We start from the raw sequence: 14708 nt of genomic DNA on the forward strand, positions 1-14708 counted from the left end.
AGTAAGTTTATATAGTAAAATTGTCGAAATTTTAAGTGTAATCCAATAATAAGTTATTGAATTATGTTATGGTGGTAAATACCAATGATACTGCTATAAAGGAGGTAAAATAATGAACTTAATTAGTGGCGCATCCACGTTATGGAAACGGATGTGGAATATGCACCATGAAGCGAAAGACCTGCTGAGTTTATCTGTAAGCGGAAACACGAAATGGGACACAGAATCAGCAGAAACCACCCGTCACAAAAAAGAAGATGATCAACCGCCTTCCGGGTTCGATGCCAGGCAAAAAATCGGTTTGTGGCTGGGACCGCTCTTATTCTTATTGACATTATTATTTGTAAAACCAGAATCACTTTCTCAAGAAGGAGTAGCTATCTTAGCCTCTACCCTTTGGATTGCTACCTGGTGGATTACCGAGGCTATTCCTATTCCAGCAACCTCCCTATTGCCAATTGTATTATTCCCATTGTCTGGTGGACTGGATATAGACACGACAGCTTCCTCTTACGGGTCGGATACAATCTTCCTATTTATGGGTGGATTTATCATTGCACTAGCCATGCAGCGTTGGAACCTACATAAACGGATAGCGCTGTGGATCATTTCAGTGATAGGAACCAGCACAGAAAAAATTATTTTAGGTTTTATGGTAGCCACCGGTGCTTTGTCGATGTGGATTTCTAACACAGCCACCTCAATGATGATGGTGCCGATCGGGCTTGCAATCATCTATCAGGTTTCAGATTTATTGAAGAATGATGATTCGATTGATACCAGCCCTGAAAATTTCAATTTCGGTAAAGCATTAATGCTGGGGATTGCCTATTCCGCTTCCATCGGTGGTCTTGGAACATTAATCGGCACGCCACCGAATACCATTTTTGCCGGTATTGTCTCAGAGTTATATGGAGTAGAAATCTCTTTTGCCCGCTGGATGCTTTTCGGTGTGCCGATTTCCGCCGTATTTTTAATTATCGCCTGGGTTTATTTAGTTAAAGTCGCTTATAAAATGAAATTGGATCAGCTTCCGGGAGGTCAAAAGGTCATTCGTGATGAACAGACTGCTCTAGGCAGAATGGTCCCAGAGGAAAAGGCGGTGATGACGGTATTCACCCTGGCGGCCCTCGCCTGGATTACCCGATCATTCCTATTAAGTGAGTTTATCCCTGGCATCAATGATGCCATCATTGCAATTTCTGCTTCCTTAATTCTCTTTGTAATTCCATCGAAGCGATACCGAGGAGAAGCATTGATTGATTGGGATACAGCTAAACAATTGCCTTGGGGCATCCTCTTGCTGTTCGGTGGCGGTCTGGCTATTGCTGCCGGTTTCAAGGAATCCGGTTTGGCCGAATGGTTCGGGGAACAATTGACAGTACTTGCAAATGTAAACTTCTTTATTATTTTGCTTGCCGTCATTGGCCTTGTCATTTTCTTAACCGAAATCACGTCAAATACAGCCACAGGAACCATGATGTTTCCAATTATGGCCTCCCTTGCAGCGGCCATCAATGTGCACCCATACAGTTTGATGATCGGTGCAGGTCTTGCAGCATCCTGTGCTTTTATGCTGCCTGTTGCAACCCCTCCCAATGCCGTTGTTTTCGGCTCTGGATACTTAAGAATTCCGGATATGGCAAAAGCCGGATTCTTCCTTAATATAGTAGCAATATTTATCATTGCACTTTTCATTTATTTCCTGATGCCGCTTGTGTGGGGTATCGATTTAACTAGTTTTCCAGAACAATTCAAATAAGCCTGATTAAAGAGAACCCATACAAGGGTTCTCTTTTTAACGTGAAAGTCATGCTCATTTTTGTTATAGTCAATGTAAATCAAGGAGGGATACCATGGAACCTATCACCCTTTCATTAAAAACCAATAATAGCTATATACCGCTTAAAGCAGAGCAGATGGCTGTCTATAATCAAAGCAAGGTTTTAAAAGCTGCAGATCCTGAACAAAACATCTATTATCTTATCTATTACAAGGACCAGTTTCTTAATGTTGTAAAAGATAGAGGGCTGAGCCCTGACTGTCACATTAAGAAGGCTTTTGAAAAAGGTATTGTGATCGCCCCCCATCACCCTCTCATACCTGCGTTGACTTCCCCGGAAAAGCCAATAAAAAGACAAAGTTTCCAGCAGCTATTCAAATCGCTTAAAAAATCCTGTACACCCCAGGAGCTCGCCCTGATTGCTACGTATTTTGATTCCTTTATGGAGAAAGAAAAGCTTTTCAAATATATTCAATCGCTATATTACCAGCATAGACGTGATGGAAAAATGTTCGCAGGCTACCGAATCATCCAGATACTGTCTGTACAGATGCCCGAAAATGATTGGGTACGAAAAGTGAAGAATGAAGTAGCTTCTAACCACTATTGCAACCTTTACGATACGCATGATAAAACCTTACTCAAAAAAGACCCCCTCTACTATGAAAAAATCTTATTTTCTCAACGTAGCAAACGCGATATGTTTCATGAGCTTTTCTCCTTTTTAGAATCACAGGGGCGATGGATAGACCAAATCGCTCTCTCCACCAATCACCTGATCCTTTCTCCAACCGAAGATAACTATTCTGAGTTCAAACAACTATGTGAATTACATTTCGACGACACGGGAATACTTTCATCATTAGAGTACCTATACACACACATTCCAGCATTCGAACCTTTGCAGCAAGACCTTCTTACCCTTTATTTACAAATGGACAGTCCAGTAAAAGTAATGACTCTTCTTCACAGGCATTCCCTGGTTCTTTCAAGCAGCCAGGAAAAAAAGATGATGCGTCTTTTAGAAAATTTCAATCCAAAAAATGAATCCATGCATATCCACCACATGAATAAATTTTTGCTCCCATTATTCCAAACGCACCCGGAGCGGGCAAATAGTATCCTTTACCAATGTATTGAAATTTTGATGGTTAACGAGGGGATAGACGGGGTAATTGAATGGTTGAACCCATTGGAAATCATCCCCAAAGCAAGACCTGCCATCCAAAAAGCGAAACAGATCAAATCCCTGATCAATGATTTAGACCATCAATACCAGCTTGGAGAGTTATATTACCATTTTCGTAATTTGGATGGAGCTTTAGAATGCTTCAGCTGGGAAATGGAATTGAAAGAAAATGATCCATCGCCTGTACAATGGTTAGCTAAAATTTATAACGAAAAAGGGATGGCAGAAGAAGCGAAAGCCTACCAGCAGCTTTATATCAGTCTGACCGCCGATGCATAACCGCTTACTGCAAGCGGATTATGTCAGAAAAGGCAAAATCTTATGAAGATTATATGTAGAAATTTCATATCTTATATATTACATCCAAAAATTTATTACAATTATGTCAACACTACCTTAACAACTAGAGACTAGGAGGTAAAAAATGGTGAAAAACAAATGGTTTTTATGGATGCTGCTATTAATCATAGCTACTATTACAGCATGTTCTAACAATGAAATTGTAACAAAAGATTCCCCCTATGACCGGACACCAGAAGAACCAGAGTATAATCCTCCTTCCACGGACGATTTAGATCCGGATGACCCAATGACTGAATATATCAAACTTGGGGAAAAAGCCTTTAACGAGACTAACACCGTATTATCCGAAGAGGTGGGCAATGAGCTCTCCTGCGCCAGCTGTCATGCTGACGGGGGTACTGGAAAAGGATCTTCCATGGTCGGTGTAGCTACACAGTTCCCGCAATACCGCCCTCGTGAAGGAGTAATGTTCACTTTATCAGACCGCATCAACGGTTGTATGGTGCGGAGTATGAATGGGGAAAAGCTTGATCGTAGAAGCGATGAATTGCGTGGCATGGTCGCCTACCTTACTTACATATCAGAAGGTATCGATTATGACGCAGATATCCCTTGGAGGATGCAAAATAACATGGAAAAAGTTCCGGAACCTGATGTCGCGAGAGGCGAGGAACTTTATTCAGAGAAGAACTGCATGTCCTGTCATGCCCAGGATGGGTCAGGAACAGGAGCAACTTCCGGACCGGCTTTATGGGGTGACAATTCGTTCAATGATGGTGCTGGTATGACGCGCTTATCCAAGATGTCGGGATATTTAAAGCGTAATATGCCACCTGGCGATGGAGAAAATTTGACTGACCAGGAAGCTGCTGACCTTGCCGCTTATATCCTCTCCCATGAAAGACCAGTTTGGGAAGGACATGAAAATGACTGGCCAAAGGGCGGTCGTCCTACTGATATCATTACTCAGGATCGACGCGAAAAAATCCGTAACGGCGAATTTGATTGGACAGAAATCGAGAATGTCGTACCAGCAGACTGAAGAGGCGGAAGAAACTCTAAATACATTGGTGGAGTTTCTCTTCCCAACGACCTTTTTACACTATTAATAACGTACCAATAGTAATTGACATCATTCTAAACGTATTCAACTATATGAGAAAGTTAGGAGGCAGTTGCATGTGGAAGAACAAATGGCTGATATTTGCTTTGCTTTTAATAATCGCAGCATTTGCAGCTTGCTCAAGTGAAGAGTCCCAGTTCGATACACCGCAAAATTACGAAAATAATTTATCAGAACTGGACCCGGATGATCCTGCAACCGAAGAAATCCTGTACGGACAAGAACTAATGTACAATACCAACACCATGCTTGCAGATGAAGTCGGAAACGAACTTTCCTGTACAAGCTGCCATGCGAATGGCGGTGTATCCAATACCAACTCCTTTATTGGAGTAGCATCCCAGTTTCCTGTTTATCGCCCTCGTTCTGACACCATCTTCACTTTAGAAGACCGTGTCAATGGCTGTATGCAGCGAAGCATGAATGGAGTTCCATTGGAGCATGATAGTCGCGAAATGCGTGCGATGGTTGCTTACATGACTTTTTTATCTAAAGGTGCCGCGCAGGGAGAAAAATTAGAAAAGATGCAAAAACCTAACATGGACAAAGTTCCAGAACCTGATGTCGCCCGCGGAGAAGAATTATACGAAACAAAAGGGTGTATTACCTGTCACGGTTCAGATGGCGCGGGAAGAAGCGCAAACTCAGGACCACCACTATGGGGAGATGGCTCTTTTAATGATGGTGCCGGTATGGGCCGTCTCAGTAAAGCTGCTGGTTATATCAAAGCGAATATGCCAAAAGGCGACGAAAATACATTAACGGACCAGGAAGCAGCAGACTTAGCTGCCTATGTCCTCTCTCATGATCGTCCGATCTGGGAAGATCATGAAAATGACTGGCCAAAAGGCGGTCGTCCACCTGATATCATAACCCAGGAACGACGCGACAAAATCCGCGCTGGTACATTTGACTGGTCTACAATTGAAAACGTTGTACCAAAAGATTGATACACAAAAACCCTGGCTTAAATGCCAGGGTTTTCTATGTGAATATGTTGAATTTTTTAGAAAGGAGCTTCTGCTTTTACTAGGCAAACAGCCCCTTCTGACCACTAAGTATTAATACTCTGGATGATCTTCATCAGAAAAGTTCGGGTTTACAGAGGCATGCTCAGTGTCCTCTACTCCAGGCAAACCATGAACAGCTGCTGCACTAATAAACAATAATAAGAGTACTTTCAGTAATCCTGTTTTCAACTGATTTCACCTCCTTGATTTAATATCAATTTATAATAATGATTCGCTTTCTTATAATGAAAATTATCTTCATAATATAATGCTGCTTTCTGGGCATATAACTTCACACTTTTTTGGTTATTGATTTTCAAAAAATACGGAAGAGCTGTGTCTTTGATATAGTCGTAATAAGCAGTATCTGCACCTAGTAATTCCAGCCTTTTTAGTTGGAATTGAATGATAATATCACTTCCATCCAGGCATCCCTTTTCAATTACCTGGTCAACCCACTCCAAAGCTGTTTCCACTTCTCCGAGCTGTTGATGTACATGAATGATACGAAGTACTGTGCTGCAATAGCTGTCACTGTATACTTCTTTCAAATCCAGGGCCTTATGGTAATAACTCAGGGCTGTGGTGAAATCCTCTTTTTCTGCGTATAAGAAACCCAGGTTATGATAGGTCTTCCCTGGAAGTTTAGGATCATTGATAGACTGGCTGATCCTCAGGATATCCCTGAAAACCTGCTCCGCATTGTCATACCTTTTTATTCGCAAAAAATTAATTCCCAAAATCACCTGGCAATCAAGCCCCCGATATATATTCATATTTTGATCAAAAAACCGTTTCGCTGATTGACTATAATAAATGGCCAGCGATGAATTGTTGATATGGCTATACGTAAGTGCCAGATGGTAAAGCAGTTCGGGGTCATTAACGGAATACTCATTGGCTGTTTCTTCTGCCTCATGAAGCTTACAAAGTCCCTCTGTGTATGCTTTGTTCAGACAATCGATCAAACCAGAGAAGTAAAGGTAATAAAACTTTTGATAGGAGTCAAGCTTATCTAAAGTTCCCGCAAGCTCTTGTTTTAACTTTTCAGCGCTTTTCCCATCTTTTTGATAGATAAAGAAGCGGATCGATATCAGCTTGAACCAAATATTAAGGTCCGGATAACGGTTCAGTTGAAGCTGTTCCAACTTGATATAAATTCTATCGATATCCTGCTTGTTTTTACTTGTGATCGAATTGTACCACTGCTCCATATCAGCTAGAACTTCTGATACCAGTGATGTTTGGGAGGTATAATCTATCGCTAATTTTTTAAGGAGAAGAGAAATAGTTTCTGGATTTGGTTCATTGATTCGCTGATTTTCCAATTTACTTAAATACGGCACGGAACATATCCCGCGTGAAAGCTGCTCCTGCGTCATCCGTTTTCTTATCCGCTCCAGATAAATAAGCTTGCCATAATCGATTTTTCGATATTTATCCGTTAATTGCACGCTACCCCTCCGATTCTCCTTTTTAATGAGAAACTTGTCTATTTTACTATTATTTTTATTTTACCGTAACCATTGTCAGAAAGAATCAGAAGGTAGACTTATGTTTTTAGGTAAAAATACCCACGCATTTATTACACACTTCAAAATATTGCGAAAATACAGCGGTAAAACAGTAATTAGGACCTTCAAATCCTGATTTTTTCTCAACAAAATTCGGCAGGATTCTATCATCCTTCTCATGAATCTGTATAGTAACCCAAACAAAGGAGGAAATAGAATGAAATTAAAGAAGGTTGCTAGTTTGTCTTTGTCATTAGCGTTGTCACTTGCCGTTTTGCCTGCTGTAGGTGAAGCAGCTCCCCAGGCGGATTTGTCAGAATCAAAAGCCTCCCCGATGAAACAGGTAGAAAAGGGAACGAGTGATTATGTCAAAGGAGAGGTTATCGTCAAATTCAAAGACGATGTGAAGAAATCAGAAAAAAGTAAGGTAATCCAAAATATGAATGCAAAAGTGAAGCCGGATGTGGATGCTGTTGAATCCGAATTTGATGTATTAGAAGTGGGGAATGTAGATGCTGTAGCAAAAGCTTTAAGCAATAATCCTAATGTAGAATACGCGGAGCCTAACTACAAGTTCAATGTAAGCTGGACGCCAAATGACTATTACTATAGTGGTTACCAGTACGGACCGCAAAATACTTATACCGAACAAGCTTGGAACATAACCCGGGGAAGCAGCAGCCAGGAAATTGCCGTAGTAGATTCTGGTGTGGATTACACTCATCCTGATTTAGATGGAAAAACAATCCGGGGATATGATTTTGTCGATAATGATTATTACCCGATGGATGAGAACGACCATGGCACACACGTAGCAGGAACAGCCGCTGCAGAGACCAATAATTCAACTGGTGTCGCTGGGATGGCACCGAATACCAAAATACTTGCCGTTCGTGCCCTTGATGCTAATGGAAGCGGGTCTCTGGCCAATATCGCCGATGCAATCCGCTACTCTGCTGATCAGGGGGCGGAAGTAATCAACCTTTCACTTGGCTGTAACTGCGACACTGCTACATTAGAAAATGCGGTGAATTATGCCTGGAATAAAGGATCAGTCATTATCGCAGCTGCTGGTAACGATGGAGTCTCCACTACATTCGAGCCAGCTTCCTATGCTAACGTCATCTCCGTAGGAGCTGTTGATCAATATGACCGTAAGGCTTCTTTTTCTAACTATGGTACATGGGTAGACGTCACAGCTCCTGGGGTAGACATCGCTTCCACTGTCCCTGGTGGCTATGCGTACATGTCCGGTACATCTATGGCTTCCCCGCACGTAGCTGGTCTGGCTGGACTGCTCGCTGCGCAAGGTAAGAGCAACTGGCAAATCCGTCAGGACATCGAACAATCCGCCGATGCTATCAGTGGAACAGGCTATTACTTCGAACATGGCCGCATCGATTCTTACGGAGCAGTAAGCAGATAACTCAACAAGCACAAGCCTCCTTCTCGGGAAGGGGGCTTGTTTTATTAAAATTCCTATTAATAAAAAGGTAATAAAAACCTCTGTGAAGAATAGTTTTATAAGGAATTTTCTTACATATTGAAAGGAGAAATATTTATGCTTTCCTCTGACTTTGTTGCAGCAACTGTTGAGGTAACTGAAACCTCTTCGTCTTATTTCAATTTTTGGACTGCGATTATGCCAATAGCTATTGTCACCTTTTATATGTTAGCAATACTGGCTGTCATCTTCGCGGTTGTCTATTTATTTAAGCGCCTGAATAAGATTATCAAAAACCAAGAAAAGCTGATTCATCTGCTCCAAGAAAACAAGCGAAACCCCTGACCTACTCACCTATATATTGGACAATTCTTTCTGCAATCAGATGAGGTTCTAAATCTTGTGAATATCTGTACGGAGCTGTTGATCCATTATCGACAGCTTCTAAAAAGTAAGCAGTCACGTTATGGAATCCGCGCTTCACAAGGGTCGGTTCCCAATCATTGCTCCCATGAAACAATACGTTTTTATCCCTATGCGTTGCGAGTTCGCTGACATTCATGACGGAACACGTTTCACTGGCATTCATCAACTCTACTTTTTCTACATTAGCTCCTGCTTCCCGGTTCATCATTCCGATAGCTGTTCCCTCACTTGCTATCAATTGCAGGATGACATGGTGAAGTTTGCCTTCTTTGCTGTTTCCATGAATGCGGATTTCCTCAATTTGGTAGGGGAAAAGGTACAAAAGCGTATCAATCACATGAATAAAATCATCAAAAATGACGTCCCGAACATCAGCTGCCTGGTGGCTGCGATTTTTCTCCATGACAATCATATTCGGGGACTTCATCTCTTTCAGCTTCTGATATGACGGAGCATACCTGCGATTAAAGCCTACCATCAACAGTAAGCCTTTCTTTTTAGCTTTGTCCATCAACCGGGAGGCTGACTCCCCATCGTTGGTGATTGGTTTATCGACATAGACATGGATATCACGATCGAGCAGCTGATCGATGATTGATTCATGGGATTCCGTAGCAGAGTGAACAAATGCCGCCTTTATACCGCTCTGAAGCCAGGCATCAATATTTTGATAAGTATGACGGATATGATACTTATCCTTCACTTCCTCTAATACAGCCTCATTCCTTGTACAAATATGGAGTTCAATACCCGCTGTTTGTGTCAGCACTGGTAAATACGCCTTCTTCGCGATACCACCAAGTCCTATCATTCCTACTTTCATTCCAACACCTCTTTCCTTCCTATAATTTCATTCTAACCGTGAGCTTCTTTGTTAGCCATTAAAAGGGCAAGCTGGGGAGAGTTTAGAGAGTGATAATTGTCTAGAAAACGCCAATGTTTTCTAGTATTTTCTAAAACGTCTAGTAAAGCTTCAAAATTGTCTAGTAAAATTCCGGAATTGACTAATTAAAGCCCTTTTTTGTCCAGTAAGGGATGACAGTTGTCGAGTATTCAAGTGCTTTTTCTAGTAAAAATAAGGACCTGTGCCTACTCTATGGCCATAAGAAAGAGGACAACCATCTGGCCGTCCTCTTATCACCCCTATTACTTTCCAGCAGTTCGATCGAGACCGATAGCAGTACCTTCCCTTGTAGAGTCAGCTGCTCCGATGAAGCTGCTGTCCTCCAAAATTCTTATCGCCTGGACATTACCAAGGTCGCGTGAGGTGCTCCGCCATTCATGTCCCCAGTCTTCCATGGTTTCTCTTGTGCTTTCAGGTATTCCTTCCTCCCATAGGATTTCCGGGTAAGAAGAACTGTAAATCCTTGGTTCTTCAACCGCATCTTGCAAGCCCATATCATAATCAATGACATTGATGATCGTTTGCATTACTGAAGTAATAATCGTTGGTCCGCCTGGTGAACCTACCGTCATAAATGGTTCGCCATCTTTAAATAAAATTGTCGGACTCATGCTGCTCATTGGCCGTTTATTTGGCTCTACCTGATTAGGACCACCCGGCACAGCATCAAAATCAGTCAACTCATTGTTCAACATAAATCCATATTCCGGCACCATAATACCTGTACCGAATACCTGTTCAATCGTAGTTGTGTAGGATACAAGGTTCCCCCACTTATCAGCTACTGTGAAATGAGTGGTTTCACCGATTTCACGGTCATCCGGCTGCTCAGCTGCTCCTTGAGGGCTTCCTTCCTGATAGGCCCAAGGGTTGCCTGGTTCTACCTCTTCATTTGCTTCCCAAAGGTCAATCAAGGATCTTCTTTCAGCTAAATATTCCTCATTGAGCATTCCTTCCATTGGTACATCGACAAACTGGGTATCACCGATGTACGTGTTCCGATCTGCATATGCCAGGTGCATAGCCTCAACGAGCAGGTGGTATTTTTCCGGTGATTTCACATCATAACTGGAAAGGTCGAAACCTTCCAGCATTTTTAACATCTGTAATATTGTCAATCCACCTGAACTTGGCGGTGACATGGAAGCTATTTCATAACCTCTATATGTGCCTGTCACTGGTTCATCTATAGTAACTTCATAATTCTCTAAATCCTCGCTCGTCATACTCCCGCCAAAATCCTGGACGGTGTCAGCCAGAGCCTGTCCAATTTCTCCTCCATAAAAAGCATCCAGCCCATCTTTACGAATTTGCTTGAAGGTATGTGCCAGCTCTCTTTGGACTAAAAGATCGCCTTCCTGAAGCGGTTCACCTCCAGGCATGAACACATCTGCTGCTGCACTTCTCGCTAGTTTATCCTGATTATCAGCGATAGCATCGGCAAGCACACTATTCACTTCTACCCCGCTATGAGCCAGCTTGATCGCGGGATTAATCAATTGGTTGAATGGTTTTGTGCCCCATTTATCATGGGCGGTCATCAGTCCTTTCAGTGTTCCAGGGACTCCAACAGCATCACCGCTGATATGTCGCTCGGAAAAAGGAATAACGTTGCCATCTTCATCCAGAAACATATCAGGAGTCGCACCCGTTGGCGCACGTTCACGGCTGTCAATGATGGATACATCATCGGCTTCTGCATCATATACCATCATGAAACCACCGCCGCCAATACCAGACATCATCGGTTCAGCTACATTAAGGGCAAATTGAATGGCAATAGCAGCATCCATAGCGGTCCCACCTTTTTTCAGGACATCTGCTCCAATCTTAGAAGCAGCGGGATGAGCTGTAGCCACCATTCCTTCTTCCCCGTATGCTACCTTATCACCGCTTCGATCGGGCGCTTTGGCAAGCAAGCTAGAAGGAAAAGCCATGGATAACACCAGGGCTAACATGACAAACACAGACAAAAAACGAGTCATTTTCTTATTCAATTTAGTTTCCTCCTTTCTAGACTATCTTTTATTTTACTGAAAATTCTGAACTTAAAACACCACGTTAAGACCTATTTAAGTAGTGCCAGAGTCCCGAAAACCTACAAAATAGCTGCAATTCCTACAAAAAATGAGAAGCCCCTTATTGGGACTTCTCTTTAATCACTTATTTCTCTTTATAGGTATTCTCTTTCCGTTCCCAGGCTTCCAGGTTTTTCACACCAGGAATGCTGTTTTTATAAAAAACAGGTACACGTCCTAATTTACGCTGCCTCTGATAGTCATCCAGTGCAGCAACTGCTAATTTCGTCAATAAGGCGATCGCGATCAAGTTGACTAATGCCATGGAGCCCATGAACAGATCGGCTAATCCCCAGATAATCTCGATTTCACTCATGGATCCAACCAATACCATGATTAGAAATGCAATTCGGAAAACCTGTACATACATTTTATTTTCAGAAATGAATTGCAGGTTCGTTTCCCCATAATAGTAGTTTCCAAGCAGGGAACTGAAAGCGAAAAAGAAAATAGTAAGGGCTACTAAAGCATCAGCCCAGGGACCAAGGTGGGTGCTCAAGGCTAGCTGTGTCAATTGAATACCGTCCATTTCCCCGACAGTATGAACGTCTGCTAACAGTATGATAAATGCTGTAGAACTACAAATGATCAATGTATCCGTAAACACACCAAGCGTCTGGACAAGTCCTTGTTCAACCGGGTGTTTGACATAGGATGTAGCAGCCGCGTTCGGCGCACTACCCATACCGGCTTCATTCGAGAACAGACCGCGCTGAATCCCATTCATCAGTGCTGCACCGATTCCGCCTCCGGCAATTTCCTTAATCCCTAAAGCGTTGCTTACAATTAGAGAAACAATGCCTGGTAATTGATCGATATTAATTACCATAATTATAAATGCGACGATGATATAGGCAACGGCGAAAATAGGCACAATCACTTCCGCCACCACCGCGATACGCCGAATGCCTCCATAAATAACGACACCGATCATTGCTGCGATAATTGCCCCGATGATTAACGGATGAATTTCATAAGCTCCTGTAAATGCCATTGCAATCGTATTGGCTTGCACGGCGTTAAAAATAAGACCGAAACAAAGCGTGATCAGGATAGCAAACAAGACACCCATCCAGCGTTTCCCTAGTGCTCTTTCCATATAATACGCGGGGCCGCCGCGGAATCCATTTTTATCTTTCACTTTGTACATCTGTGCAAGTGTACTTTCCACAAACCCTGTTGCTGCTCCAACCAATGCAATCATCCACATCCAGAAGACAGCTCCAGGACCACCTACTGAAATAGCGATCGCCACACCCGCCAGGTTTCCTGTACCAACACGGGCGGCTGTACTGATTGCAAATGCCTGGAAAGGGGTTGTACCCTTTTTTTCTTTGAAACCAGTATGGTCTGTCCCCTTGATTAAAAGCAATACCATTTCTTTTATCAAACGGAACTGGACAAACTTGGTTTTAACGGTGAACCAGACGCCTAATGCAAGTAGTAAACCTATCAATATATAAGTCCACAAAAGCGTATTACCTGCATTGACAAGATCACCGAGCCATGTATCCATGGTCAGCCATTTTTCCATCAAATCGCTCCTTTTAAGATTTTTGAAAAATTTCACGCAATATTCATAATAACAAAAACGAAAAGATAAATGAAACGATTACATAAATGTTCTATGCCCCTCCTTAATGGTTTGTTTTTACCCTTCCATAATTTTTCTTAATCCTTTTTTTTACATCCATTCAATTATAAGCATGATGTTTGCTATTTAAGTTTGCAGAATTTAGTATGAGTTTCAACCTGTAAAGAAAGGAAGTCAGATATGGTAAAACCACTCTTTTCTAATATAAAAATAGGCAACCGCACTTTTAATAATCACTTAGTTGTAGCACCAATGACTCGTGTCAGTGCTAATGATAATGGCAGTGCTAATGAGCGTATGAAACAGTACTATGAACGTTTTGCGAAAGGCGGATTCGGCGCCATCATTTCTGAAGGCATCTATTTGGATGAAAGCTATAGTCAGGGATATGAAAATCAGCCAGGGATCGCTAACGAAAAACATGTGCAAGCATGGAAGCCTGTCGTAGATGCAGTCCATGAATATGATACTGTGTTCATTGCGCAATTGATGCATGCTGGCGGCCAGGGGCAGGGAAATGCCTATGTCAACGGTACGATCGCTCCATCTGATGTACCACCAAAAGGGGAGCAATTAGAATTTTATGGTGGTTCAGGTCCTTTTCCAAAACCAAAACAAATGACAGAACAGGATATCGAATCTGCAAAACGTGCATTTGTAGATGGTGCGCGCTATGCTAAGCAGGCTGGTTTTGATGGGGTCGAAATCCACGGGGCTAATGGCTATCTGTTAGATCAATTTTTAACGGATTATTTGAATAAGCGGGAAGATGCATACGGTGGTTCCCTCGAAAAACGGATGCGCCTGATGCTTGAGGTTATTGAAGAAATTCGTGAAGCTGTAGGGGAAGAATTTATTGTCGGTATCCGGATTTCCCAAATCAAAGTAGCAGATCCTGATCATAAGTGGCCTGGTGGTGAAGAAGATGCATCGTTCATTTTCTCGGAGTTGAGTAAAACTTCTCTTGATTATATTCACGTAACTGATGCCGATGCAACCACACCAGCCTTTGGCAAAGGGACTAGAACATTAGCAAAAGCAGCTAAAGACTTCAGCAGCCTCCCGGTAATAGCTAATGGTAAACTCGGGGATCCAGGAACAGCAGTTAATATGATTGAAAAAGAAGAAACGGACATCGTTTCCCTTGGCACCAGTGCTCTGGCAAACCCTGACTTTCCTAATCGGGTCCATCGCGGTAAAGAATTAAGTGACTTCGATTTTGAGAATACACTACTCCCACACGCACACATCAAAGACAGTGAATTGAATAAGGAAATTACAGAATAACAATAAAGCCAGAGGGCAGAACACCAAGTCCCCCTGGCTTTATTTTATATGGC

General features: G+C 42.4%; 12 protein-coding genes. 7 read left to right on the plus strand and 5 right to left on the minus strand.

Features of this window, described 5'->3' with window-relative positions; translation table 11 throughout:
• Positions 1–112: 112 nt before the first annotated feature.
• The 4 genes from ACGTN9_RS12460 (at position 113) to ACGTN9_RS12475 (ending at position 5348) form a co-directional block, all read left to right on the plus strand.
• Positions 113–1762, plus strand: coding sequence for an SLC13 family permease (locus tag ACGTN9_RS12460; protein WP_499593232.1), 1650 nt, complete (start codon positions 113–115; stop codon positions 1760–1762).
• Between the two features lie 94 nt (positions 1763–1856).
• Positions 1857–3251, plus strand: coding sequence for a tetratricopeptide repeat protein (locus ACGTN9_RS12465; RefSeq protein WP_499593234.1), 1395 nt, complete (start codon positions 1857–1859; stop codon positions 3249–3251).
• 148 nt (positions 3252–3399) lie between these two features.
• Positions 3400–4317, plus strand: a complete 918-nt coding sequence (locus ACGTN9_RS12470) for a c-type cytochrome (protein WP_499593236.1) — start codon at positions 3400–3402, stop codon at positions 4315–4317.
• Between the two features lie 137 nt (positions 4318–4454).
• The gene (locus tag ACGTN9_RS12475; RefSeq protein ID WP_499593239.1) at positions 4455–5348 is read left to right on the plus strand and encodes a c-type cytochrome; all 894 of its coding nucleotides are present in this window, start codon (positions 4455–4457) and stop codon (positions 5346–5348) included.
• 111 nt (positions 5349–5459) lie between these two features.
• Here ACGTN9_RS12475 and ACGTN9_RS12480 read toward each other — a convergent pair whose 3' ends face one another.
• Positions 5460–5597, minus strand: coding sequence for a hypothetical protein (locus tag ACGTN9_RS12480; RefSeq protein WP_499593241.1), 138 nt, complete (start codon positions 5595–5597; stop codon positions 5460–5462).
• The gene (locus tag ACGTN9_RS12485; RefSeq protein ID WP_499593243.1) at positions 5594–6862 is read right to left on the minus strand and encodes a tetratricopeptide repeat protein; all 1269 of its coding nucleotides are present in this window, start codon (positions 6860–6862) and stop codon (positions 5594–5596) included. Before ACGTN9_RS12485 ends, ACGTN9_RS12480 begins: the two co-directional genes overlap by 4 nt.
• Positions 6863–7139: 277 nt before the next feature.
• Here ACGTN9_RS12485 and ACGTN9_RS12490 point away from each other — a divergent pair, with 277 nt between their 5' ends.
• Entirely contained in the window at positions 7140–8348 is a 1209-nt protein-coding gene (locus tag ACGTN9_RS12490) for a S8 family peptidase (protein WP_499593245.1), read from the plus strand.
• Between the two features lie 135 nt (positions 8349–8483).
• Positions 8484–8711 carry a hypothetical protein gene (locus ACGTN9_RS12495; protein ID WP_499593247.1) on the plus strand — a complete coding sequence of 76 codons (228 nt, stop codon included), beginning with the start codon at positions 8484–8486 and terminating at the stop codon, positions 8709–8711.
• Position 8712: 1 nt separating this feature from the next.
• Here ACGTN9_RS12495 and ACGTN9_RS12500 read toward each other — a convergent pair whose 3' ends face one another.
• The 3 genes from ACGTN9_RS12500 to ACGTN9_RS12510 all read right to left on the minus strand — a co-directional run bounded on the left by ACGTN9_RS12500 (position 8713) and on the right by ACGTN9_RS12510 (position 13308).
• Positions 8713–9615 carry a Gfo/Idh/MocA family protein gene (locus ACGTN9_RS12500; protein ID WP_499593249.1) on the minus strand — a complete coding sequence of 301 codons (903 nt, stop codon included), beginning with the start codon at positions 9613–9615 and terminating at the stop codon, positions 8713–8715.
• A 323-nt stretch (positions 9616–9938) separates the two neighbouring features.
• Positions 9939–11681, minus strand: coding sequence for a gamma-glutamyltransferase (ggt, locus tag ACGTN9_RS12505; protein WP_499593303.1), 1743 nt, complete (start codon positions 11679–11681; stop codon positions 9939–9941).
• A 178-nt stretch (positions 11682–11859) separates the two neighbouring features.
• Positions 11860–13308, minus strand: coding sequence for an alanine/glycine:cation symporter family protein (locus tag ACGTN9_RS12510; protein ID WP_499593251.1), 1449 nt, complete (start codon positions 13306–13308; stop codon positions 11860–11862).
• A gap of 240 nt (positions 13309–13548) precedes the next feature.
• Between ACGTN9_RS12510 and ACGTN9_RS12515 the strand changes: the two genes are divergently transcribed.
• Entirely contained in the window at positions 13549–14655 is a 1107-nt protein-coding gene (locus tag ACGTN9_RS12515; RefSeq protein WP_499593253.1) for an oxidoreductase, read from the plus strand.
• Positions 14656–14708: the final 53 nt, after the last annotated feature.

This window comes from Halobacillus sp. B23F22_5 (assembly GCF_043497085.1).
Classification (GTDB): domain Bacteria; phylum Bacillota; class Bacilli; order Bacillales; family Halobacillaceae; genus Thalassobacillus.